The organism is Nocardiopsis exhalans (assembly GCF_024134545.1).
GTDB classification, from domain to species: Bacteria; Actinomycetota; Actinomycetes; order Streptosporangiales; family Streptosporangiaceae; genus Nocardiopsis; species Nocardiopsis exhalans.
This window is the reverse complement of record NZ_CP099837.1, coordinates 2,088,149-2,111,986: the sequence shown is the minus strand read 5'-3', so window position 1 is coordinate 2,111,986 and position 23,838 is coordinate 2,088,149. Positions and strand designations below refer to the sequence as shown.

Annotated in this window: 23 protein-coding genes; 9 read left to right on the top strand and 14 right to left on the bottom strand. The window is 69.0% G+C overall.

Going from position 1 to position 23,838, the window contains the following annotated elements; all coding sequences use genetic code 11:
• Nucleotides 1–187: 187 nt before the first annotated feature.
• Complete coding sequence (locus NE857_RS09565) at nt 188–2,770, top strand: glycosyltransferase family 4 protein (protein WP_254420667.1); 2,583 nt, start codon at nt 188–190, stop codon at nt 2,768–2,770.
• A 73-nt stretch (nt 2,771–2,843) separates the two neighbouring features.
• Here NE857_RS09565 and NE857_RS09560 read toward each other — a convergent pair whose 3' ends face one another.
• Nucleotides 2,844–3,248, bottom strand: coding sequence for a hypothetical protein (locus tag NE857_RS09560; RefSeq protein ID WP_254420666.1), 405 nt, complete (start codon nt 3,246–3,248; stop codon nt 2,844–2,846).
• Entirely contained in the window at nt 3,245–3,424 is a 180-nt protein-coding gene (locus tag NE857_RS09555; protein ID WP_254420665.1) for a hypothetical protein, read from the bottom strand. The genes NE857_RS09560 and NE857_RS09555 overlap by 4 nt, the downstream gene beginning before the upstream one ends.
• Before the next feature lie 163 nt (nt 3,425–3,587).
• Here NE857_RS09555 and NE857_RS09550 point away from each other — a divergent pair, with 163 nt between their 5' ends.
• From NE857_RS09550 to NE857_RS09535, 4 genes are all read left to right on the top strand, one after another.
• Nucleotides 3,588–3,824: a GntR family transcriptional regulator gene (locus tag NE857_RS09550; protein ID WP_254420664.1), complete on the top strand. Its 237-nt coding sequence runs from the start codon at nt 3,588–3,590 to the stop codon at nt 3,822–3,824.
• A gap of 253 nt (nt 3,825–4,077) precedes the next feature.
• Nucleotides 4,078–4,455, top strand: coding sequence for a hypothetical protein (locus tag NE857_RS09545; RefSeq protein ID WP_254420663.1), 378 nt, complete (start codon nt 4,078–4,080; stop codon nt 4,453–4,455).
• Between the two features lie 85 nt (nt 4,456–4,540).
• A complete protein-coding gene (locus NE857_RS09540) occupies nt 4,541–5,236 on the top strand; it encodes a DsbA family protein (RefSeq protein WP_254420662.1) in 696 nt (231 codons plus the stop codon).
• Entirely contained in the window at nt 5,236–5,907 is a 672-nt protein-coding gene (locus tag NE857_RS09535; protein ID WP_254420661.1) for a vitamin K epoxide reductase family protein, read from the top strand. Before NE857_RS09540 ends, NE857_RS09535 begins: the two co-directional genes overlap by 1 nt.
• 103 nt (nt 5,908–6,010) lie before the next feature.
• Here the strand turns inward: NE857_RS09535 and NE857_RS09530 are convergent, their stop codons facing one another.
• Both NE857_RS09530 and NE857_RS09525 read right to left on the bottom strand, forming a co-directional pair.
• On the bottom strand, nt 6,011–6,442 hold the full coding sequence (locus tag NE857_RS09530) for a hypothetical protein (protein ID WP_254420660.1): 432 nt from the start codon (nt 6,440–6,442) through the stop codon (nt 6,011–6,013).
• 128 nt (nt 6,443–6,570) lie between these two features.
• Nucleotides 6,571–6,708: a hypothetical protein gene (locus tag NE857_RS09525; protein WP_254420659.1), complete on the bottom strand. Its 138-nt coding sequence runs from the start codon at nt 6,706–6,708 to the stop codon at nt 6,571–6,573.
• Nucleotides 6,709–6,994: 286 nt separating this feature from the next.
• Between NE857_RS09525 and NE857_RS09520 the strand changes: the two genes are divergently transcribed.
• The 3 genes from NE857_RS09520 to NE857_RS09510 all read left to right on the top strand — a co-directional run bounded on the left by NE857_RS09520 (nt 6,995) and on the right by NE857_RS09510 (nt 9,980).
• Nucleotides 6,995–8,074, top strand: a complete 1,080-nt coding sequence (locus NE857_RS09520; RefSeq protein WP_254420658.1) for a VldE C-terminal domain-containing protein — start codon at nt 6,995–6,997, stop codon at nt 8,072–8,074.
• Between the two features lie 88 nt (nt 8,075–8,162).
• Complete coding sequence (locus tag NE857_RS09515) at nt 8,163–8,699, top strand: putative endonuclease domain-containing protein (RefSeq protein ID WP_254420657.1); 537 nt, start codon at nt 8,163–8,165, stop codon at nt 8,697–8,699.
• Between the two features lie 450 nt (nt 8,700–9,149).
• Nucleotides 9,150–9,980 carry a hypothetical protein gene (locus NE857_RS09510; RefSeq protein WP_344013245.1) on the top strand — a complete coding sequence of 277 codons (831 nt, stop codon included), beginning with the start codon at nt 9,150–9,152 and terminating at the stop codon, nt 9,978–9,980.
• Between the two features lie 161 nt (nt 9,981–10,141).
• On the opposite strand, the gene NE857_RS09505 is transcribed toward NE857_RS09510, so the two are convergent.
• From NE857_RS09505 to NE857_RS09480, 6 genes are all read right to left on the bottom strand, one after another.
• The gene (locus tag NE857_RS09505) at nt 10,142–11,296 is read right to left on the bottom strand and encodes a pectate lyase family protein (RefSeq protein ID WP_254420656.1); all 1,155 of its coding nucleotides are present in this window, start codon (nt 11,294–11,296) and stop codon (nt 10,142–10,144) included.
• Between the two features lie 292 nt (nt 11,297–11,588).
• Nucleotides 11,589–13,277, bottom strand: coding sequence for an ABC transporter family substrate-binding protein (locus tag NE857_RS09500; protein ID WP_254420655.1), 1,689 nt, complete (start codon nt 13,275–13,277; stop codon nt 11,589–11,591).
• A 77-nt stretch (nt 13,278–13,354) separates the two neighbouring features.
• Nucleotides 13,355–15,583: a dipeptide ABC transporter ATP-binding protein gene (locus tag NE857_RS09495; RefSeq protein WP_254420654.1), complete on the bottom strand. Its 2,229-nt coding sequence runs from the start codon at nt 15,581–15,583 to the stop codon at nt 13,355–13,357.
• Between the two features lie 15 nt (nt 15,584–15,598).
• A complete protein-coding gene (locus tag NE857_RS09490; RefSeq protein WP_254420653.1) occupies nt 15,599–16,510 on the bottom strand; it encodes an ABC transporter permease in 912 nt (303 codons plus the stop codon).
• A gap of 103 nt (nt 16,511–16,613) precedes the next feature.
• Nucleotides 16,614–17,594 carry an ABC transporter permease gene (locus NE857_RS09485; RefSeq protein WP_254420652.1) on the bottom strand — a complete coding sequence of 327 codons (981 nt, stop codon included), beginning with the start codon at nt 17,592–17,594 and terminating at the stop codon, nt 16,614–16,616.
• A gap of 609 nt (nt 17,595–18,203) precedes the next feature.
• Entirely contained in the window at nt 18,204–19,814 is a 1,611-nt protein-coding gene (locus tag NE857_RS09480) for a glycosyltransferase (RefSeq protein ID WP_254420651.1), read from the bottom strand.
• Nucleotides 19,815–20,448: 634 nt separating this feature from the next.
• Between NE857_RS09480 and NE857_RS09475 the strand changes: the two genes are divergently transcribed.
• Nucleotides 20,449–20,925, top strand: a complete 477-nt coding sequence (locus NE857_RS09475; RefSeq protein WP_254420650.1) for an ATP-binding protein — start codon at nt 20,449–20,451, stop codon at nt 20,923–20,925.
• A gap of 79 nt (nt 20,926–21,004) precedes the next feature.
• On the opposite strand, the gene NE857_RS09470 is transcribed toward NE857_RS09475, so the two are convergent.
• The 4 genes from NE857_RS09470 to NE857_RS09455 form a co-directional block, all read right to left on the bottom strand.
• Nucleotides 21,005–21,178, bottom strand: coding sequence for a hypothetical protein (locus tag NE857_RS09470; RefSeq protein WP_254420649.1), 174 nt, complete (start codon nt 21,176–21,178; stop codon nt 21,005–21,007).
• Between the two features lie 292 nt (nt 21,179–21,470).
• Nucleotides 21,471–22,070 carry a phosphatase PAP2 family protein gene (locus NE857_RS09465; protein WP_254420648.1) on the bottom strand — a complete coding sequence of 200 codons (600 nt, stop codon included), beginning with the start codon at nt 22,068–22,070 and terminating at the stop codon, nt 21,471–21,473.
• Entirely contained in the window at nt 22,063–23,304 is a 1,242-nt protein-coding gene (locus NE857_RS09460; RefSeq protein WP_254420647.1) for an MAB_1171c family putative transporter, read from the bottom strand. Before NE857_RS09460 ends, NE857_RS09465 begins: the two co-directional genes overlap by 8 nt.
• On the bottom strand, nt 23,304–23,726 hold the full coding sequence (locus NE857_RS09455) for an ImmA/IrrE family metallo-endopeptidase (RefSeq protein ID WP_254420646.1): 423 nt from the start codon (nt 23,724–23,726) through the stop codon (nt 23,304–23,306). The genes NE857_RS09460 and NE857_RS09455 overlap by 1 nt, the downstream gene beginning before the upstream one ends.
• Nucleotides 23,727–23,838 lie beyond the last annotated feature (112 nt).

Here is a 23,838-nt window from a genome sequence, read left to right as displayed (position 1 = left end):
CTTTGGACACTCCCGGACAGATTCGGATTTTTAGCCCCATATCGCCCGTAGCCTGATCGCTCAATCCCCACACCGCCTCCGCTCGGGGATCGGCTCGGTGTGGGGCGACAGGGGCCGACGCCGCCCTGTGCCCCGTGTCCCATGCGCTCGGGGCCCAGGGCGGCGTCGAGGACATGGGGGCACATCAGTGAAGATCGCCTATCTGATCAACGACATGTACGGCATCGGCGGAACCGTGCGCACCGTCGCCAACCAGGCGGCGGCGCTGTCCGCCCGGCACGAGGTGGAGATCGTCTCGGTGTTCCGGCACCGCGCCGAACCCGTCCTCCCTGTTCCCGCCCAGGTCAGCCTGCGGCCGCTGGTCGACATCCGCCAGCAGGACGAACAGTCGACGGGGGTCGACGGGCGACCGCTGTACGAGGGGTCGGAACGGGCCGGGCTTCCGCCGCTGCTCTTCCCGGTCGAGGACGGCCGCAGCAGCACCCACAGCCGCCTCACCGACGACCGCCTGGAGGAGTACCTCGCCACCACCGACGCCGACGTGGTGGTGGGCACCCGTCCCGGGCTCAACGTGGTGATCGCCCGGGCCGCGCCCCGCCGGGTTGTCAAGGTCGGCCAGGAGCACCTCACCTACGAACAGCACTCCAGGGAACTGCGACAGGTCCTGGCCACCGAGTACCCGAACCTCGACGCCTTCGTCACCGTCACCGAGGCCGACGCACGCACCTACGCGGAGCGGATGCCGATGCCGGGGGTCCGGTTGCTGTCCATCCCCAACTCGGTACCCGCGCCGCCCTTCACCGTGAACGGCCACAACTCGCGCACGATCGTTTCGGCCGGCCGCCTTGCCCCCAGCAAACGGCACGACCTGCTGGTGCAGGCGTTCTCCATGGTCAGCGACGAATTCCCGGACTGGACGCTGCGGATCTACGGTCGGGGCAGCCGTCGTGGGGCGCTCGGCAGGCTGGTGGGTTCGCTGGGGCTCCAGGACCGGGTGTGGCTGATGGGGCCGCACCCGAGGGTCGAGGAGGCGTGGGCGCAGGGGGCGTTCGCGGCGGTGACGTCCAGCGAGGAACCGTTCGGGATGACCATCGTGGAGGCCATGCGGTCCGGGCTGCCGGTGGTGAGCACCGACTGCCCGCACGGGCCAGCGTCGATCATCCGGGACCGGGAGGACGGGCTGCTGGTCCCGAACAAGTCCGCACCGGGCATCGCCGAGGGGTTGGCCCAGCTGATGGGCGACGACCAGCTGCGGCGCCGGATGTCGTCGGCGGCGCTCACCGACTCCGAACGCTTCGATCCGGCCAACGTGGTGCGCATGCACGAGGAGCTGTTCGCGGAGCTCGCGGGGGCGGGGGTACCGTCACCGCCCACACTGAGCCTTCCCGCTCCGCGCCCCGAACCACCCGCCTCCTGCCGGGTGGAGGCGGGCCCGGACGGGGTGGCGGTGCTGTGGTTCGGCCTGGTGGAAGGGGTCGCCGGGTCGGATGCCGGGCGGATCCCGGAACGGGTGGTGCTGACCAAGTCGGGGAGAAGGATCGAACTGGTCCCGGAGGCCGACGGACGTGTGGTGGTGGATGCCTCCCGCAGGGCCACGGAGGTCAGGGACGGGGTCGGGGCGATCGGGCCGGGCGGGTCCGGCGGGCCTGGCGAGTCCAGCGGGTCCGGCTCGGGTGGGTCCACCACCGTGGCTGCTCCGCTGAAAGGACTGGTCACCGGCGAGTGGCACGTCTTTCGGGTGGACGGGGGCGTGGAGACCCCCGTCCGGGACGTGGAGATCCACCAGCACGGGTTCCCGATGCCGACCGCAGACACCGAAGAGCTCTCCCTGGTGGTGCCCGCGCGTTCCGCGAAGGGCCGTCTGGTGCTGCACGTGCGGCGTTCGGCGCACCACGCGGAGATCGAGCACGTGGAGATCGCGGACGGCCTGATCACCGTGCAGGGCCGGGTGCTCGGGCGGCAGCGCCCCGATGCCCGAGCCCGGCTGGTGGTGCGGTTGCGCGCCTCAGCGCAGACCCGCCGGGAGTTCCCCTCGGCTGTCACGGCCAGCGGTGAGTTCACCGCGGTCATCGACCCCGAAGTGGTGGTGCGCGGGCGTGAGGGCGACTCCGAGAAGTGGCAGATGCGCCTCATCCTCTCCGACGGCACCGAGTGCACGGTGGGCAGGCACCTGTCGGGGGTGGTCGGTTACAAGCAGATCATCGAGTACGCCTCCCAGCAGGTGCGGCCCGCCCGGGGCATCGGCAGCAGGGTGCGCCCGTACTACACGGTCAACGACCGGTTGGGGCTGCTGACCGCGCCGCTGGCCCCGACCCTGCCGGTGGATCGGGTCCGGGTGCGGCCGGTGGGGCGCCGCGGTGCCCGGCTGCGCTTCGAGGTGGCCCTGGGCAGCCCGGTCCCGGAGGGGACGGCCTTCGCGTTGGAGGTCGTTCGGGGCACCAACGCGGGGCAGCGGTATCCGCTGGAGGCGCTGCCCCAACACTCCGGCCGCCAGGAGGGGCGGCTGGTCGGAACACTGCCGCTGCTCCAGCACAATGACTACCGGGGGTTGTCCGTGCTGAGGGCGTCCTGGCAGCTCAGGCTGAAGGCGGGCCCGGCCGGTGCGCTGGCGAAAGTGGGCGCGAAGGCCGTCCCGGACCAGACGGCGCGCCGCTGGAGTCACGGAGCGTACGTGCGTTCCGTGACCGTGGCGCCCACGGGTTCGGGCGACATGAAGGTGACCGTGGCCGACGTGCACGTGGCGGAGGCGCTCAACCGCCGCCTCCGCTGAAGGGCCCCGGTGAAGAGTGCCGAGGAGCGAGCGGGGTGGGCCGCGGATCCCACCCCGCTTCGTTGTGCCCGGGCTATTCGCGCGGCCGCGACCCCCACGGTTCGGGCAGGGGCGAGCCCGTACGCATCGCGGTGTCCAACCGCCCCCAGTAGTCCCCGGCCCGCTGGAGTGCGGGCCAGGAGACCACCGAGCCGCCCAGGGTGCGGAGCGCTTCGCTGACCTCGTCGTACATCAGGGTCACGCGTTCCTGCTCCCAGACGGAGGCGTCCCAGTCCACTCGCCACGAGTTCGGGAGGGCCCTCCCGGCGCGCAGGAGCCGGTCCAGGCGGGTGAAGGTCATGTCCGCACGGTTGAGACTGGTGCGCGCGTGCACCGGCTTGCCGGGGGTGTTGAGGAGGAAGCCCAGCCCGCGGACCAGCTCCTCGGCGAGGGTTCCGCGTGGGCGCGCAGGGGTCGGGGGCGTTCCGGAGCCGCTCATGCGATCACCACCGCCGCGAGCGGAAGGGACTCGGCGTAGGACCGGACCCGGCGCGCACGCCGGGTCCGGATTTCGGCTCGCAGGGAGCGGAGGTAGTTGTCGGGACCGGTGTGCCAGCCGCGCGTCGGCCGCGAGAGCCGTACGAGCAAGGCCAGGAATGCCGTTAGGGTCTTCATGTCGTCCTGCTTTCCACAGGTCGGCCACTGCCCCGGGGCGTGCTCCTACACGTCGCCGGGGTCCCGCCTTTCGCGGGTCCCATCACGGTAAAGCACTTGTATCAACTTGTCACGTCTCGTATCGTCCCGACGTGCACCGTTCCGACCCGTTTAGTGTCGTCTCATGCACGAAAAACTTGAGGGCCCGGAGCCGATGTACCGGCAGATCGCCGACCGCATCGCGGCGCGGATCGAGGACGGCACATACCCGCCGAACTCCCGAGTGCCTTCGGAAGCAGAAATCTGCGAGCAGTTCAACGTCTCCCGCCGAACCGTGCGCTCGGCCTACGCGATCCTGCTGGAACGCGACCTGGTGGTGACCTCCCAGGGCAAGGGCACCTACGTCAAGCCACCGCGGTAGGCGGGCCATCCTCACGTGTGGGGCAGGGTGGGGTCGGTGGGCTGTTTCGGGCATGCGGAGGCGGTCGGGGACGGAGCGCCCCCCGATATCGACGATGCGCGCTTGGCCAGGTTCTCCACAAGTCGGGTCCGGCCAGCCTGTGGACACCCCCGCCGACCGGCTTGCGCTACGCCCGCACCCGTGTTCGCGTGGGGCGGGGCGGCCGGCTTACCCCGGACCTGAGAGCTGTTCGGGCGGCGCTACAGTTCCCCTGATGGACGGGTACGGCAGCAGACAGCGGTCGGGCACCTTGGTGGTGCCGTTGATCGCTGTTGTCGTGCTCTGTTTCCTCTGCGCCCTGTGTTATCCCGGGGCCGCCTCCGCGGGTGACGGGTTCGGGGGTACGGGGGCCGCCGCGGAGCGGGCGGTGGCTCCGGACCCCCCGGATGACCCTGGTTTCGTGCACACCTGTCCCACTCCGGACGAGCAGGGGCTCCTGACCGCGCAGCCGATGCTCGCGTTCGGATCCGCCCTGGTTCTCTGTGTCCCCGTCGTGCCCCGAGCCGGTCCTTCCTCGCGGCGATCGCGCCGGGACCCCGCTTCGCCGCACGGGTACCGGCTGCTCACCCTTCTCTGCGTCCAGCGGGTCTAGAAGCACCGACGAACCCCACTCCCCCCGTGGCCGTGGGGCTCACACGCGTGCCCGTTTCCGAAGAACCTGGACCCCTGGGATTTCCATGAGCAAGAACCTGATCATCACCCTCTGCCTTCTCGTCGTCGCCGCCCTCGGGATCGGCCTGCTCGTCTACCTCGACCGCGACGACGACACCGCGGTCGCGGAAGGCTCCGCCAGACCGACCGCGCCCGGGGCCTCGCCCGAGGACCAGCCCACCGCCCCCGCCGACGTGCTCGTCCGGGAGAACAGCCGCTATCTCGACCAGGTGGAGGACGCCCAGGTCACCGTGGTGGAGTTCCTCGACTTCGAGTGCGAGGCCTGTCGCGCCCAGTACCCCGTGATGGAGCGGATCCGCGAGGACTACGACGGCCGGATCAACATGGTCATCCGCTACTTCCCGCTCCCCGGGCACCACAACTCCGGCCCCTCCGCCGCCGCGGTCGAGGCCGCCGCGCAGCAGGACGCCCTGGACGAGATGTACCAGCGGATGTTCGAGACCCAGGCCGCATGGGGCGAGTCCCGGGAGGACCAGAGCGAGGTGTTCGTGGGCTTCGCCGAGGACCTCGGCCTGGACACGGACGAGTTCGTCGAGACCATGGAGGCCGCCGAGACCCGGCAGCGGGTCCAGGCCGACTTCGACGACGGCGTCGCGCTGGGCGTGCAGGGCACCCCGACCATCTACGTCAACGGCCGCCTCGCACCGAGCATGCCGAGCCACGACGTCCTGTCCGCGATGATCGACGCGGAGCTGGAGTGATGAGCGCCCGGTCCGGCGAGCGGGAGGTGACCGCGTCCCCGTACGCCCGCCCTGGCGCTGACGTGGCGATCATCAGCCGGGCCCTGCCGTGGGTGCTGGTGGTGGGCGGGCTGGTCGGCCTGGTCGCGGCCGCCGCGCTGCTGGTGGAGAAGGTCCGGGTCCTGGCCGACCCGGAGCACGTGCCCGCGTGCAGTTTCAACCCGGTGCTGTCCTGCGGAACGGTGATGGTGACCCCGCAGGCCGAGGTGTTCGGGATCCCGAACCCGATCATCGGGGTGGCCTGCTTCGCCGTGGTCACGACCGTGGGCATGGCCCTGCTCGCCCGGACGGGAACGGGCACGGACCTCGGGTTCCGGCGGTGGTTCTGGCTGGGCCTCCAGGCGGGCTGTGTGTTCGGGGTGGTGTTCGTGCACTGGCTGATCTTCCAGAGTCTGTACCGGATCAATGCCCTGTGCCCGTACTGCATGGTGGTGTGGGCGGTGACGATCCCGCTCTTCTGGTACGTCACGCTGCACAACCTCCGAAGCGGGCACCTGCCGGTCCCGGCCGCCGCGCGCCGACCGGCGGGTGTGCTGGCCCGCAACCACACGGTGGTGCTCACCATGTGGGGGCTGGTCATCGTGGGCGCGGTCGGTCAGGCCTTCTGGAGTTACTGGACGACCCTGGTGTAGCGGTACCGCGGTCCCGGGGTGGGCGGCGAGTGGCCCGGTGGCCCGCCCCGGGACCAAACCCGTTCCGGGACCAGGCCCGCTCCAGGGCCAGGTCCGCCCGGGTTCACTCGTCCCGCTGTTTCTCCGCGGTGTCCTGGGCGCTCTCCGCTTTCCCGGGCTTCTCCGTACACCTCATGATCCTCGGATGGTTGGTGACCCACACGAAGAACAGCGAGGCGAGGACCGGGATCAGGAGCAGGCCGGAGTACAGGGGGAACAGCAGCAACGCCAGCACGGTCATCAGTGCCATGGAGACCAGGGCGGCCAGGTAACGCACGTCCGCGGGCATCATCAGGGGGAAGGCCGCCACGGCCAGCAGCACGAATCCGAGAGGGATGGGCTGAGCGATGCCCACGGGGATCGTGATCGCCCAGAACAGCCCGCTCTCCCACTCGATCACCAGGAGCAGGAGCGGCGCGGCCGGGGCGGCGGCAAGGCCAAGCCACGGGTACGCGGGCTGCGGGTACCCCTCGGGGGAACGGGGAGAGCGGTTCACACGGGTGGCGCCTTCCGTGAGTGCGACTGCTCGCCGTCCCGGCCGGGCCCGGACGACGGAGCCTACAGACGCAGAATACGACTCGGGGTCTGCCTCTACGCTCCTGGTGGTCTCCGCGGCGGTACCAGCTACGCGCCCAGGCTCGCCCGGGCCCGTTCGCGTGCCCAGCGCACCAGCCAGGCGGTACCGATCAGCACCCACAGCACGTCCAGCCACCACAGCCCCAGGAGCACCCCGGGCCCGTGGCCGAGACCGGTGCCGATCACGCCCGTCGGCCAGGCGCGCTGAGGCCGCGTGCGGCGGATTGCTGCGGTTCGCGGCTGACCGGTGACCGGCTCTGGTCGGACTTGTGGCGGGCGGCCCGGGCTTCACCTGGGCGAACGGTGACCGGTGGTCCACAGAGCGCGAACCCCTTCTGTACCCGGGGTACCCGCGCGGGTTAAGCTGCGCCGGACAGAGGTCCGTGTGACGTGCCCCCGTTCGGCCCGGCCTCCGCTTCGCCTCGAACCGCCCGTTTCCCCGCCCCCCGCGGGGATGACCCCCCGGACCAGCATGCGACGAACCTCCCCCACCTCGGCACGCAGACACCGACTCCAGGGACGCCGTGACGACGGACAGGCCAACGTCCTCCTCCTGTTCGGGCTGACCCTGAGCCTGCTCGCGCTCACCCTGCTGTTCGTTCGCGTGGGCAGTGCCAACGACATGCGTTCTCAGGCGCAGACGGCCGCGGACGCCGCGGCGCTGGCCGCGGTAGCGGGTCTTCGGGACAAGGCGGCCGAGCAGCTCGCCAACGACGTCTACCCCATGCCCCGGTACGACGAGGAGGTCGCCAAGGGCCGCGCCGAGACGTACGCGAAGAACAACGGCGCCGTGCTCACCGACATCCGGGCCAGTGACAACAGCATGGGCCGTTTCGGCAACATCGTGCGGGTGGAGATCCGCGGAGCCGCCTGCCAGAAGGAGCTGGCCGAAGACGGCTCCCGGCACTGGAACGACGTGGTGTGCGACGGCGAGGAGGACGACGCCTCGTCCTTCGAGGGCACCGCCACGGCGATCGCGATCATCGAGCTGTCCGTCGACTGCGGCCGCAACGACGACGGGCTCTACTGCGACGGCCAGGCCATCAACGACGGGGACCAGGCCGCGGGCTACTTCGACGTGCACCTCATCGACCAGGAGGGGCAGTACAAGTACGACCCGAACTCGGTCTTCGGCGGCGGGGCGATCGTGGACTGCGGTGCCCTCGACGGCCTGCACCCGCAGATGTGCGCCACGCACGAGGTACTCAACCAGGAGTTCCCCGGCTTCTACCTCAGTGCCGGCGGCTATCGGCCGGGGCTGGACAGCGACCACGGGTGGGGCCAGGCCGTGGACTACATGATGGCCGAACTGGGCGGGATCCCGACGCCTCAGATGCACGCGACCGCCATCGAGGTGATCGACTTCCTCATCCAGAACCACGCGGAACTCAACGTCAAGGGGATCATCTACGACTACCACATCTGGAATCCGCGACGGGAGTCGGTGGGACCGTGGATGCAGGTCCGGCGGAGAGCGTCGTACCACGGCAACCTGACCCTGGACCACGTGGACCACATCCACCTCTCGGTCGGCCCCCCGCCCTTCCGCTAGACACGGCCTGACCGGGTCGGGGCACGGAGTTGTCCACAGGTGGGAGATCGGGCTTGTCCGGGGCGGACGGGCGACCGAACCTGGAAACATGCCGCGAGATCACACCTCTCCCACCGGTTGCTCCCCTCTGTTCCCGCTCCCCCGCCCCGCCCTTCGCCCCAAGGCGCATCGGGCCGAGCCGCCGTCCGGCCCGGGGTCTCCGCTCGCCGGCCTGCCGCCCGACCACGACCTCCTGCTCCGCACGCTCCGTCCCGTTCTCGCCCACCTGTCCGCTGACGCGGTCGCCTTCGGTCGCACCGCCGCCTACGTGTGGGGAGTGGACCCGCACCCCCGGGGTACCGCCGTCACCCGCGACCGACCGCACGTGGCCCTGCCGCCGTGCCGGGTCGACACCGGGCAGGGCCCCTTCCGCGCGGATCCGGGCTGGCCCGCGTACCGGGTGGTGGTGGAGTACGACAGCGCCGAGTTCCACTCCTCCCGTCACGAACGCGCCCGTGACGAACTCCGGCACACGGCCGTGCGGGAGGCGGGGTGGCTGGTGGTCTCCATCGGGGTCCACGACCTGTGCGCGCACCCGGCGGGGTTCCCGCGCCAGGTTCTGGCCGCGCTGACAGATCGCGGCTGAGCCGGGCCGCCGGACCGGCTGGAGAAGGTCCGGCGGGCCATCCGTCGCTTCGAACGGAACCCGCCGCGGTTGGGTGAGGGGTTCGGGTTCGACCGCGATCGGCCATGATCCGGCCTCGGAGGGTGATCCCGTGTTGAGCCGACGATCACCTCACGGCCCGGCGCCGGGCCGTGCACGGTCCCCGATTCGACCCCCTGCACGCCCGCTACCCGCGTGGACACCAGCGATCCGGGCTGGAGCCGGTAGGCCCGGGCGACAGGTCCGCGGCCCCGTCCCCTGCGCCCCGAACCCGTGCGCCCCGAACTCGTGCGCCCGGGTGACGCGTCCCGGTTCGTCACTGTCGGCGGAGATTATGTTCGCCCGACACCCGAACAGAGCGGTGAGTCACCGCGTCGTACTCCGCGTAAGCGGTACCCCCGAACACCGAACCGCAGAATCGAGGCGCTGCCCGTGCCGACGTCGTTGCCGTCCACCGGTGAGGAGCCGAAGGCCGAAGGGCCCGGCCGGTCCCATTGGCTGCTGAGCCTGCTGCTGGCCCTGGTCGGCCTGGCCGTGGTCGCCAGCGGATGGGGCGTGGCCAAAATGACGCTGGACGGCGGCCAACCGGACCCGGCGGTGGAGGACTCCCCACCCCAGACACGTCCCCCGCTGATCCGCGCCGTGGACGCCGACCCCACCGACCCGGAGGAGTTCCTGGAGCTGGCCGCCCAGGAGCTGCGGGCCGCCCCCTCCTTCCACATCAGTTACACGCAAAGTGTCGAAGGCCGCGGGATCGCGCACGGCTGGGCCCGGCACGAACCCGATTCCGACACCGCCTTCGAGCACTACTTCAAGACCGACTCCGGGGTACGGGTCTACCGGTACGACCTGCCGGGCACCGGGTTCATCATGTCGGCGGAGAAGGGGCTGCCCGGGATGACGGTGCTGGACTCGCCTTCGGAGGCCGACCGCCGCCTGTGCTCGGTGGAGTTCGTCCTGGGCCCTCTGGACGAGCTGACGGGCTCGGCCGCCGACCTGGAGATGACCGGCACGGAGGAGATCGAGCTGCCCGAGGGGTCGAGGGGCGTCCAGGCCAGCACCCACACCACCCACCGGTACACGGGAACCTTCCAGACCCTGGCCGGGGACTACCAGCCGGATACCGGCCGCAACACCCTGACCCGGATCGCCGAGGCCGAGTTCGAACTCTGGGTGGACGAGGACGGGCACCCCCGAAGACTCAGCTACACCTCTCCGGAGGGTTTCGGTGAGACCTACGACTACCACCCGCTGACCACCTGATCCGCCGACCGGAATCCGGTTCCCGCCGACGACCCCGCTCTCCTGCTGGCTGAGGCCCCGGGTGAGGGGGCCGCGGTGCCGGGCAGACCGCTCTCACCCGAGCCCCGGGATCAGGACGACTGCCGGTACCGGTGGGAACCACCCGGTTCCCACCGGCGGGTTCAGTCGGTACCGGCTCGGTTCATGACCGCTTCGGGGACGTTGACGGTGTCGTCGAGCTCGTAGGCGTAGGGCGGGTCGGGCACGTTGCCGCGCAGCTGGGGCTGCTTGGAGTCGACCAGCAGGTTGTCCCGGGTGACCACGTTGCCCGGTTCGTCGGTCTCGGTGGACACCGACACCGGGGTGCCCTCGAAGTAGTTGCCCTCGACCAGCACGTTCGATCCGTAGGCGGACTCGACCCCGTACTCGGGGTTGTCCCGGAAGTAGTTGTTGAACACGTGGACGTGCTCGGCGTTGCGGGCACGCGGGTGTCGGCCGGAGGTGCCGTCGAAGAAGTTGTGGTGCACGGTCACGCGCAGCGCGCCGGGCTGGTCGTCGCGGCCGCCGATGATGACCGCGGACTCGGCCTCGGCGAAGTGGTTCCAGGAGAGGGTGACGTGGTCGGACCCGTCGGTGACGGCGATCAGGGCGCTGTCCCCGCCCCCGGAGAAGGTGGAGCCGTCCACCCACACGTGGTGGGCCCCGCCGCGGACCGCGATCGCGGGGCCGTCGGAGACCATGCCCAGGTTGGCGAGGATGACGTTGCTGGAACCGTCCACGACCAGGCCGCCGCCGGTGAGTTCGGCGCCCTCGCCCACTCCGAGCAGGGTCTTGTCCGAGGCGACCCGGAGGGTGCCGTCGAGGTCGATGTCGCCCTCGACCTCGACCACCAGGGGTTCGGCCGCGGACAGGTGCTCGGCGAGTTCGTCGGCGTCGGTGGCGGTCACCGTCTCGCCCCCGGCTCCACCGGTCACCCCGGGGTACTCGGTGGGGCCGACCGGCTCGTCCTCAAGGGTCGGCTCGTCCCCGGGGCTCGCCGAGGCCTCCGCGGCGTCGCCGTCCTCGTCCGTGGTGTCCTCGTCAGCCGGGTCCTGAGTGGGGGCCGCGACCGCCTTGGGCTGGTCGGCCCAGCCGACGGGGGTGCCGAAGGACCATTCCGCCTCCGGCCGCTCCGGGGGCGGGCTGGCGTCGTCCGCCTCCCCGGCTCCCGGGTCCACCGCCGCCCCGACGGGGGGATCGAAGGCCTCGTCGGAGTCCTCCTCCTGCCGGGAGCAAGAGGTGAGGGCCGCACACAGCAGGGCCGCCAGGCACGCGGCGGCGAGAGGGTGGAGTCGCATCGGGAACTTTCCAACGAGCGGGGCGGGGGGAGTGTCGGGCTCCGACGATTCTGTCAGGCGGCGGGGTGCCCCGGCACTCCGACCGTCTGTTTCGCCGCCGAATCCCGGGCACGACGAAGGGCGCCGACCCCTTGCGAAGGGGCCGACGCCCTCAGCGTCACGTTTCAGCACATTTCGCGAACGCTCACCGCGTCGGCCGGTTCCGCGCGGCGCCCGCTACGGACGCCGCGCGGAACCGGTGGAGAGACTCCGCGGAGAAACTCAGCGGAGAGGCATCATCCGAAGACGATGACTAGTCCTCCTTGGCCCAGCCGATGTCCTCGTAGACGTAGTCCGAGGCCAGGCCGAACTCACCCCAGTTGTGCAGGTTGTCGTCCATGGCGTACAGACCGGGACGCTCGAACATGGGGATGGTCACGACCTCCTCCCACAGCAGGCGGTCGATCTCGTTGGCGAGTTCGGCGTAGCGGTCGGGGTCGGTCTCCGACATGAGCTCGTCGAACTTGTCGTCGATCTCCTCGGTGGAGGTGCGGGCGAGGTTGTTGCCCCACTCTCCGTCCGCGTCGGGCATGCCGTAGTTGCCCTTGCTGCCTCCCGCGTAGGGGTCGACACCGGTGAGGACGTAGCTGGCCATCTCGTAGTTGCCCGGGATGATGTACTCGGGGAACAGGGCGTTGCCGGGGACGTGCTGGACATCCACCTCGATGCCGACCTCGGCGAGCATCTGGCCGGCGATGTCGCCCTCGTCCTGGGCGACGGCGAGGTCGTCGGAGACGACCCAGTCCAGGGTCAGGGTGTCGCCGTCGGCGTTGGTGCGGACGTTCTCGCCCTCTTCGAGGGTCCAACCGGCCTCGTCCAGGAGCTCCTCGGCGGCCGCGGTGTCGAACTCGCCGTAGCCCTCGCTGTTGTCCCGGTAGCCGTTCTGGCTGGAGCGCAGCAGACGGTTGACCTCACCCGTGACGGGCCATTCCACCGCGTCCAGGGTGACCTCGGACAGGACGTCGGTGTCGATGGCGAGGGAGACCGCCTGCCGGACGCGGACGTCCTCCAGGCGCGGGCTGGCGCCGTTCAGCGAGATGAAGCGGTGGCCGTGGTTGACCGCCTCCGTGAGGTAGGCGCCGTCCCGGTCCTTGATCAGCTCGTAGCCGGCGCCGTCGGTGCCGATGTAGAAGCCGTTGACCTCGCCGTTGTTGAAGGCGCCCGCCTGGGCGTCACTGCCCATGGCGTCGAAGATGATCTCGTCCAGCAGCGCCGGAGTACCCCACCAGTCCTCGTTCTTGGAGACGGTGATGCGCTCGGAGACGTCGTCGAACTCCACGTCGCCGAAGGGGCCGGCGGTGACCGGGTAGGCCTTCTGGTAGCCCTCCTCGAAGAGCTCCTCGTCTTCCATGTACTCCGCGGGGTACAGGGGGTTGAACAGGGTCGGCCACTCGGAGAAGGGCTCCTCGAACTCCAGGGTGAAGGAGTAGTCGTCGTCGCCCTCGACGAACTCCGCGACCCGGTCGTAGCCGACGGTGGAGCCGATCTGGAAGTCCCCGTCGCGCTGGCCGGACCGGGTCAGCCAGTTGGCCTCGTAGTCCTCCCAGGTGATGGGTTCGCCGTCGGACCAGACCGCGTCCGGGTTCAGCTCGTAGAAGACCTCGAGGCCGTCGTCGCTGACACCGTAGTCGAGCACGTAGTCGGTGAGCGGTTCGAAGCCGCCCTCGGCGTCGTAGCGCGTGGGCCGGGGCATCACGGCGGCGGCGGTGCGGCGGACGTTGGCCAGGTTGCCGTTGGTGTGCGCCATGTTGTGCTGCTCGGCGTACTCGTTGAGGGCCCACACCATGGTGCCGCCCTCCTGCAGGTCCTCGCGGGGAGCGGGGTTGAGGTCCTCCGCGGCCAGTTCCCGCTCTCTGCTCTCCTGTTCACCGCCGGCGCAGGCACTGGCGATCAGCACCACGGCGGCGACGGGGGCGAGATACCTCGCCTTTCCGATTCGCATGGGGATTTTCCTCCTGTGAGTGTCGGCCAGTACGCGGGGTGGTACTGGCCTCGTGCCCGTGTCGGGCCGATGGTCGGTCAGAGGACGCCCTGTCGCTCAGCGAAGTGGCAGGCGGCCCCCTGGTCCCCGCCGTTGGTCGGCAGGATCTGCGGTTCGACGCTCATGCACTGCTCCTGGTCGGACTCCGAGAGAGTGATGAACTTCTGGCACCTGGTCCGGAACCTGCACCCCGAAGGCGGATTGGCGGGGCTGGGCAGGTCGCCGTCCAGGACGATGTGCGTGCGCGCGCGTTCCTTCTCGGGGTCGGGGATCGGGATCGCGGACAGCAGGGCCTGGGTGTAGGGGTGGGCGGGTCGGGTGTAGATCGACGTGGTGTCGCCGATCTCCACGATCCGGCCCAGGTACATGACCGCCACCCGGTCGGCGATGTGCCGGACCACGGAGAGGTCGTGCGCCACGAACAGGTAGGCGAGGCCGAGCTTGGCCTGGAGCTCCTCGAGCAGGTTGACCACACCCGCCTGGATGGACACGTCCAGGGCCGAGACCGGTTCGTCGAGCACGAGCATCTTCGGTTCCAGGGCCAGGGCGCGGGCGATGCCGATGCGCTGTCGCTGGCCTCCGGAGAACTCCGACGGGAACCGGGTGGCGTGTTCGGCGTTGAGGCCGACCAGCCGGATGAGTTCGTAGACGCGTGCGGTGACCTCGGTGGTCGGGAAGCCGTGGGTGCGCAGGGGCTCGGCGATGATGTCGAAGACCGGCATGCGCGGGTCCAGGGAGCTCATCGGGTCCTGGAACACGATCTGCATGTCGCGGCGCAGGTCGAAGCGCTCCCGTTTGCCGAGCTTCTCGGTTCCCCGGCCCATGACCTCGATCGATCCGCGCTGGGGCCGGTCCAGGGCCATGATCTCCATGAGGGTGGAGGATTTGCCGCAGCCGGACTCGCCGACCAGGGCGAGGGTCTCGCCCTCACGGATGTCGAAGCTGACCCCGTCGACCGCGTACACCGTGCCGACGCGGCGTTTGAAGATGGCGCCCTTCATCAGCGGGTGGTGCTTGATGAGGTCGTCGACCCGGAGCATCTCCGCACGGTCCTCCCGGCGGACGGCCCAGGCCTGCGTCTCGGGGATCTCGGGCACCGGGTAGATGTCCCGGGCGGTCCACTGGTTGGCGTCGATCTCACCCGAGCGGATGCAGGCGACGCGGCGTACACCGGTGTCCTGGACCGAGTGCTGCCCCGGCTCGGACCCGCTGGAGGGGGCCTCGCCGGATGCCTCGACGGGTGTCCTGGCGCGCAGATCCTCGGCGGAGGGCTGCGCCCCGATGGTGAGCAGCTCCGGTTCGGCGAGGTCGCACTCGGGCTGCGCGATGGGGCAGCGCGGGGCGAACGGGCAGCCGGGCGGCAGGTCGCTCAACGAGGGCGGGTTGCCCTTGATCGGGACCAGGGCGCCCTGCCGTTCCAGGTCCATGCGGGGCACCGCCCCGAGCAGGCCCATCGTGTAGGGCATCCGGCTGCCGTAGTAGATCTCGTCGACGCTGCCGATCTCGACGGGGCGTCCCGCGTACATGACCAGGACCCTGTCGACGAAACCGGCGACGACGCCGAGGTCGTGGGTGATCATGACGATCGCGGCGCCGGTCTCGGCCTGGGCGGTACGCAGCAGGTCCAGGATCTGCGCCTGGATGGTCACGTCCAGGGCGGTGGTCGGTTCGTCGCAGATGATGACGTCGGGGTTGTTGGCCATGGCCATGGCGATCATGACGCGCTGACGCATACCGCCGGAGAACTCGTGCGGGAAGGAGCGGTAGCGGTCCTTCGCGTTGGGGATTCCCACGAGCTCGAGCAGTTCGACGGCGCGGGCGTGCGCCTTGGCCTTGCCCGCCCTGGGGTCGTGGACCAGGACGGCCTCGGCGAGCTGGTCTCCGACCGTGTACACGGGGGTGAGCCCGGACAGAGGATCCTGGAAGACCATGGAGATGACCTTGCCGCGCTTCTTGGCCATGGTGCGGTCGTCCAGGCCAAGGATCTGTTCTCCGTGCAGGCGCACGGAGCCGGTGATCTCGGCGTGGTCGGGCAGCAGGCCCATCGCGGCCATCGACGAGACGGACTTGCCGGAACCGGACTCGCCGACGATGCCCAGCACCTCGCCCCGGTGGACGGCGTAGCTGACCCCGCGCACGGCGTGCACGTCGGGATTGCCGCCCAGCCCCCGGAAGGTGACGTTGAGGTCGGTGACCTCCAGGACCGGGGTCTTCGGCGTCGGTTCTTCCGTGCGGCCCTCGGTGGCCTCGATCGTGTTGGTGCTCATGTGTGTGGCCCTCCCCTAGGACCGACGCGACTTGGAGTGCGGGTCGAGGACGTCGCGCAGTCCGTCCCCGATCATGTTCACGGCCAGGACCAGGACGACCAGCAGGATCGTCGGGAACAGGAAGACCCAGGGCGCGGTGGTGGCGTAGGGGGCTCCGGCCGCGATGACGACGCCGAGGCTGACGTCCGGGGGCTGGACGCCCAGGCCGAAGTAGCTCAGCGCGGTCTCGCCGATGATCGCGGTGCTGACCATGATGGTGGCGTCCGCGATGAGCAGGGACGACATGTTCGGCAGGATGTGCCGGAGGATGATCTTGTGGGAGGGCACGCCCATGAAGCGGGCCGCGTGGATGTACTCGCGTTCCCTGAGCGAGATGGTCAGGCCGCGCACCATCTTGGAGGTGACCATCCAGCTGAAGGCGGCCAGCAGGATGACCAGGATGAGCCAGCCGCCCTGGCCGGCGAAGTGGCTGGACAGGATCGCCAGGATGACGAAGCTGGGCAGGACCAGTGCCAGGTCCGCGATCCACATCAGGGTGCGGTCGGTGAAGCCGCCGAAGTAACCGGCGAACGCCCCGACGAGCGCCGCGATGACGGTGGATCCGATGGCGACCAGGAAGCCGATGAGCAGGGACTTCTGCAGGCCCGCGGTGGCACGGGTGAAGATGTCCTGGCCGGTGTGGTTGGTGCCGAACCAGTGGTCGGGCGAGATGCCCTGCAGGCGTGCGGTGAAGTCGCGTTCGCTGACTCCCCAGCCGCTGACAACGGGGCCGAGGAAGGCCAGGGCGGTCAGCAGACCGATCAGGACGAGGCCGACGATGACCCGTCGGGTCCGCAGGAGCTGGCCCAGGATGTCCTTTGCCCTGTTGGGTGCCGGCGGCGCCGCGGGGGCCTCCTGGGTGTGCGTGCTCTCTTCGGTCGTGCTCATGACGTGGTCTCCAGCCGGGCGGCCGCGACGGTACGCGGAGGGTACGGGGTGGTTCGGGGCGCGGTGCTTCCCGCGACCGCGGGAACGGGGGTGTGCGTCATGGTCACACCCGCACTCTCGGGTCGAGCCAGGCGTAGAGGATGTCGGAGAGGAAGGACGCGGCCATGATGGTGATCGCCATGAACCAGGAGACGGCGGCGACCACGTGGACGTCCTGCCTGGCGATGGAGTCGATGAGCCAGGCGCCCATGCCGTGCCAGCCGTAGATCTTCTCGGTGAAGGTCGCTCCGGAGACCAGGGCGCCGAAGGTGAAGGTGAAGTAGGTGATGGTGGGGATGAGGGCCGTGCGCAGGGCGTGCTTGAACAGGGCCTTGCGCCGGGTCAGTCCCTTGGCCATGGCCGTCCGCACGAAGTCGGCGCCGAGCACGTCCAGCATCATGTTGCGCTGGTAGCGGGAGAAGGCCGCGAACAGGGCGACCGTCAGCACGAGTGTGGGCAACAGCGCGTGGTAGACCCGGTTGAGCAGGAGCTCGTACCACTCCCCCCGGATTCCGGCGGTGTACTCGCCGGAGTACCTCAGGAACTGGAATCCGAGGAGGTCGTTGATGCTGACAGCGCCGACCTGGACCACGATCGCGATGACGACGGTGGGGACGGACAGGACGAAGAAGGAGGCCGCGGTGGCCGCCTTGTCGAAGGCCCGGTACTGGCGGATGGCGGCGTAGGCGCCGACCGCGATGCCGAGGAAGCTGCCGAGGATGGTGGCGACGGTGATCAGGCGCAGGGTGACGCCGGCCTTCATCCACATCTGGGAGGCGACGTCGCCCCCCTGGATGGTCTTGCCGAAGTCACCGGTGAGGACACCGCTGATCCAGGTCGCGTACCTCTGGGCGATGGGGGTCTCGTCGTTGAGGTTCAGCGCGTCGAGCTGGGCGTTGACCGCCTCAGGGGACGGCGGTGGCTGCATCTGCTCGAAGTACCCGCGCGGGTACAGGTTCGTCGCGGCGAGCACGTAGGCGAAACTCGTTGCGAGCAGGATCAGCACAACGTAGTTCAGCAGCCGCCTGGCCAGGAACTTGCCCAAAACTATCTCCGAACCTCACAGCCGAGCCCGGCGCTTGATCTGTCGTGATCTGTTGTGAGTCGCCGACACGGGGAGTGACGCGGAGCAGGCAAGGCAAACGTGCCCCGAACGGTTAGCCCGGGTTAGCGCACATGCTCAACCGACACCACGAGGATTACCCCCAGTGACCACTGAAACACACTGACTTCCGGTTCACGTTCAGTGACCGGATTGTCAAGAGTCTGGACGACGGCTAGACACTTGACGGTAACCGACGCATCAAGAAAGGACAACGGTGCCAATAATGGCAGCAAGTTCGCGCAAAATTGTCAAAGGTTTCACATGCAGCAATCAGATCGTTGCAGTGCGCCACGAAAGCTTGCTGACCTGCGCAAACGCCCATCCGAGAACGACGAGAGGTAAACGTCGTTTACGAAAAACCAGACCTCCTGGCGACTCGTCATCTCATTCGCACCAGCTGGCAACGCACCTGAAACAAAGTTTCGTTCCATGGCGGCCCAAGCCGCAGTTGACCGACGTCGGGTTACACCGGGTCACCACAACCGCCGAGGCGGGCGGTCGGGGTTCCCCCTCAGCACAACCGGATGCCATGACCCTGGGTAACAGTGATTAACGCTCACTTACCGCGGCCAGTGATCCCGGCTTATCGGCAGGGCCTTCCGCACCCCCTGCCACCTGCGAGGATCGCAGTGACGTGGACAACACCGGCGGGCGTGCACGCGGTACCAGCGGAGCCGCGGAACCGGCCCGGGCCATGCCCCACCACGTCCCCAGCGAACGGGCCGCGTCACCGGCGACCGACAGGCCGGTCCACACCACCGGACCCACCGGGGCCGCACCGTGACGGCGCCGCCAGGACAACAGGTGCGGAACGGTCAGCACGGCGGCCGCGGCCAGCGCCCGCCGCCCGGACCACCCGGCTCCGGACCTGATCCCCGGCCTGGCCCCGGACCTGATCCCGGCCACGGCTCCGCCCGCGGCCACCGCCGCCACCACCGGCCACCAGCTCGTCCGCGCGACCCGCGCCGCGGTGCGCGCCGTGTGCACCAGGTCCACCGCCACCGGTCGCAGGGCGTCCACCGCCGGGACGCCAGCCCCGTTCATGAGTCCGCGAACCCTCAACGCTCCCCCGGCCGCGCACACCGCCAGTCCGGTCAGGGGCCGACCGGCCAACGCCAGGCCCAGACCGGCCGCGCCGGACAGGGACAGCTCCGGCCCGGCCGCCCGCCGCCCGTGCCGCCTGGCCAGCGGCCCCGCGGCGGCCCCGGCCTCGAATCGGGCACGCAGGTAGGAGCCGATACCGGTGGGCATCACGGCGTACACCCGTGAGCGGGGTTCGTACCGCACCGACCAACCTTCCCCGGCCAGCCGCCACAGCAGATCCACCTCCGCCGCAGCGCCCAGTGAGGGATCGGAGTCGGCGGTACCGCGCCGGACGAACAGCGTGCGGACCGGCTCCAGGGGTTCGGCCGAGGCGTGTTCGTTGGGTGGGGCGGGCTGGCCGAGGCCGTGGTGGCCTTGGCCCCAGGGCAGGATCGGCGCGGGGTCGGCCCCGCGGTCGGCGTGCAGGGCGTTCAGCGCGGAGACGGTCATCCCGCGGGGGCCGCAGCGCGTCCGCGCGGCCAGGACCCGGGGCACCACGGCCGCGACGTCGGGATCGGCGAAGTGGCCCAGGGCGGCCTCGAGCCAGCCCGGGCCGGGAAGGGTGTCGGCGTCCAGCAGCGCGATGATCTCGGCGTCGCAGGCCTTGAGCGCCGCCGCTCGGGCCTGGGCCCCGGTCATCGGCCCGTCCACGGGCACACCCACCACCCGCAGACCGCGTTCGCGGGCCGCCCGGGCGGCGAGCCCGGTGGCGCCGACCACGACCAGGCGCAGGTGCGGGTACTCGGCCGCGATCAGGTCCAGGACGGTTTCCAGCTCGGGGTGGCGCCCCGACCCGACCACGGCGACCTCGACGTCGGGGCCCGGGGCGGTGGGCGCCGGACGCGGATGGGCCAGACCGGCCTCCACCAGCACCCGCGCGAGCTGACGTTCCCGGTGGCGGCCGAGGGCGGCGCCGCTGAGCCAGCGGATGACGGCGCTGACGCCCTGGGGAGGCAGCCGGAGGGCACGGGGAGGTGAGCCGCCGACGAGGACGTGGCCCTCGTCGGTGAGCCGGACGGCGCGGTCGATCTCGACGCCGAGGCCCATGGGCATCGGAGCGGGGGTGGGCGAGGCCATGCCACATACCCTGTCGGGTGATCCACACCACGCGCAAGACCGAACCAAGTAGCAAAATTCAGACTGTCTTCACCAAATCGTTATTCTTCTCGGGAACGCCTCAAGGGCGCGTATCCCCGCCGATATCCAGCCCCAATCGCGCCCCCCAGCTTGTTAAACGCCCCCTTTACCCAGCTCAGGCAGGGTTACCCTGTGCGGACCAGGTCGACCGGGTCGCCAAGGAGGCACGGAGCGTATGCTGAGCGCGAGTAGGCCCTGCAGTGTCGTAGGGCACACCCCACACCAGACATGACCATCCGCCACGGCCAACCCCCAGGCCACGCCACCGTTCAGAGTGAAGCCCCGCGGCTTCTCCCCCACCGCGTGCCGCCACCCTCGTACCGCACCCCCAGCGATACCGAGCCGTGTCCCTCCCTGCCCCAGGGGGCTTCGCCCCGTGTGTCCACCTCGCGCCGTGACCCGTTTCGGGCATGGACGCTTCGAGGGCCAGGCGCCAGTTCAGCCCTGCCCTCGAACACACTTCCCCGGGGAGTGAACCCACTTGCATGAGACCGCAGCCTCTCGTTCCGCGCCTTCGCATCCGCCCCAGACGACGTCGGCACATCTCCACCGTCCCCAACGTCCGGCGAATTCCATGGAAGAGTCCAGCAGCACCTACCGATCCAGCGGGGCGCCGCTTCCGGTGCCACGTCCGGTACGCAGACGTTTTCCCGGTCTGCCCAGCCAGATCGCCTACGCACGCAGATTCGTCGCCCGTCAGCTGGCGACATCACCGGAACTGACCACCGCGACGCTGTTGACCAGCGAGCTCGCCACCAACGCCGTCACCCACAGCGCTTCGGGCCATGAAACCGGGAAGTTCGAGGTGTGCGTACAGCACGCGCCGGGATGGGCCCGCGTGGAGGTGCGGGACCTCGGCAACATGACGGAGGCCCCTCAACCCCAGCACCGGGACCCCTATGACACGGCCGAGCACGGCCGGGGCCTGGATCTGGTCGAGGCGCTCTCCAGCAAATGGGGTACCGAACCACGCCGCGACGGGCGGGGCCGCCAGGTGTGGTTCGAACTCGTGTGGGACGGCGACGACCGGGAATCCGACCAGCCCGGTTGAGAGAGCCGATCGTGTTCTGGAGCGCCTTGCTGCCGGTCGTGAGGTCCGTGCGTCGCCGTGCTGGGGACGTGGTCGGTTCTTACTCCTCGGAGGGAGCGGTGGTCTCGGCGGTGGAGGCGGAGGAGGTAGTGTCCGCGGCGGGTAGCTTGTAACGCTCGTAAAGCTCACGGGCGTAGTCCTTCGCCTCCTGGGACGGCTCGTCACCGAGCTCGTCACGGACGAGGTCTTCCAGGCTCTTCTTCGAATCATCCATGTGAGGAAGCCTGCCTGGACTGCGCGGATAGCACAAATCGACAGCCCGGTGACAGAGAGGAAAGTCCTGGATCCCCTGCACAGCAGGGGTTCTAGACACAGATACCCGCCTGAGCTGCGACATTGGGGCCAACGGGGGCACGGCGAGACGCCGGTTGGTCCCCGTTGGTTCCGGTCATTTCCGCACCCGGTGATGGCGGGGTGATGGCGCTTGTGATGACAGCGGGGAGCTGTCACCAAGGCGCGCTTCGGTCTCCGAAACCATCACTGAGAGCAACCTTACCCTCAGGACTTCATCTCAACACTGCAAACGCGACAGCAGCCAGACCGCCCAGCAGAGCGCCGACGAGCACCTGCGCGCGCGTGTGCGCCTTGAGCTGGACACGGGACCAGCCGACGAGGAGAGCGAGCGGCCAGACCAGCAGGGCCGCCCAGGCCCCGTACAGCAACGTCGCGATGGCGGCTCCGGTGACAGCGACCACGGAGTGCACGGAGACCTTCCACCCGCCCTTGTCGGTGATCAGCCAGACCACCGCCAGAACCGCGCACATCACCGCGGCGAGGATCATGAGGTCCAGGGGTCCGTTAAACACCACTCCGATCCCGGCTCCGGTCGCCACGGAGAGCAGGCAGACCGCGAGCGGCCAGCGCCTCTTCGCCCCGTCCGAGACGTGGTGGTCACCCCACCACCCTGCTCGCTTACCGAAGAGAAGGAAGCCGAGTGGGATCGCAGCACCGAAGACGATGGCTGTCATGCCCCAGGTGACAGCGGACGTCGCGGTTGGTGTCGAGTCCCAGGCGACCATCGCCACGATGGCAGCGGCGACGGCGGCTGGGGACAGCCCCTCCGTGATCACCCATGACGCTCGGTCGAGGGTGGAGTTGTCAGACATACCGGGCCTTCCGAGGGTCGTGTTCCTCAAGCACTGCGGCAACGATGGGGCTCGATGCGAACGCGGTGGCGACGGGGAGGAGTGCAGTGGCGTCTGTGTCCACGTCGTCGGTTCCGACGTGTGAGAGGGGTGCGGTGTCGAGCTTAGGCTCGGCCGCGATGTCGTCCGGCATGTGTCGAGCGGTGATCAACCCAACTGCGAGCTGGGCGGCCTCCACCACGTGCTCTCGCTGAGAACCGGTCAGACCTGCCTCGTCAGCGAGGTGCTCTGCGGTGTCTGCTACCTCGGGGTGAAGATAGGGGCGGACTTCCAGTGCGCCATCACGGATCTCCACGGTGCGGCGGAGCAACAGGGCATGTGCGGTGAACGGCTGCGGAACCGAGTTGGCTTCGGGGTGTTTCGGAGCGTTGAGAACGACCTGTGGTGTGGCTTGGTAGACGGATAGCCACAGAGGGTGAAGGGCACGATACTCGCGAATCCTCCGGGGCCATTGGTACAACGCCGTGCTTACCGGACCGATAGCGGGGATGATGAGCCCGAGAACGATACACACCGCGCCGAAGGGCACTAGGAAACGTGCGAGTGTTTCAGTGACTGGTAGTTCCCAGTTTCCCCTGACCGAGGCAGTGGTAACTGCCAGATTTACGACGTAGACCAATCCGGCTCCAGCTCCGGCGGACATGAGCCATGTGCCGGTGGCAAGGAACCCAGATCCAGATCGCGCGTAGCGGATCGACATGATGAACAGGTCCAGTACTGCCACTCCGATGAGACCCAGGTAGATCGTCATGTACAAGCCCATCCCCGGAGCGCTGACGAAAGCGTCGAAAAACTCGCCCGGGATGTCTGGCGACCTTGGCTCGGAGAGGAAGGATACTGCCATGACCGCAAGGAGCGGTACCGTTACGCCAATCCTGATCATGGCGTCACGGAAGGCGGTCTCTGGCTTTGCCATGGAGTGCAGGAAAATGGGACCCGTAGTGAACGCCGTGATGGCGAGAACGTGCTTGACCAGTCGTGCGCCGTTGTCAACTCCCATGAGGCCAGAGAGAGCTGAGTAAAGCAGGGGCGACCCTAGCGACACAGCGAGACCCAGAGAGATGTAGGTAGCGAACTTCGCAACCCATAGTGGCCGGTTTGCTGGTTTTGTTTTGAATACCTGGAATGCTTTGTGAGCTGTGGCTGCTCCGATGAGAAGAGCCACGACTATGGAGATCCAGTCATCGCTGGTCATCAGAAATCCCCCTCTAGGGCCGCACGGAGGCGACCGGCTGCTGTGTGCTTGGGGGGAATTTTTTCTGGTCCTGCGAAGAGTTGTGTCGCCACGGTGGCGAATGTTTCAGCTTCCAGCTCTTCCTGGTCGTCGAAATGCGTCCTGCCAAGCGCACGGCGAATGAGTTCGGGGTCAAGGCTAGGCATGAGGATTCTGGCCGTCGCGAAACTCAGTTTCTCTTCGTCTGCACTGCGATGGTCAAAAATCATGTGCCCGATCTCATGGGCAATGATGTGCTCTTGATGCAGGGGGGAGGTGTTTTTTTCGTAGTAGATGCAATCGTGTTCTTCAGTGGATATCCACATGCCCGATGGAACTTCCACTGGCATTTCGAGCGGAATCAGAATGATTTCCCGCCCCCGCCAATGGGAGATCTGCTCCACCAGCCCTCTGACGTCCGTGTTTCCTTGCTCTCCGGAGATTTCTCGCAGGATTCGCGCACAGCGACGACGAAGGGAAACCCCTTTGAACACCCATCCCCCAGCCCAGAACGCA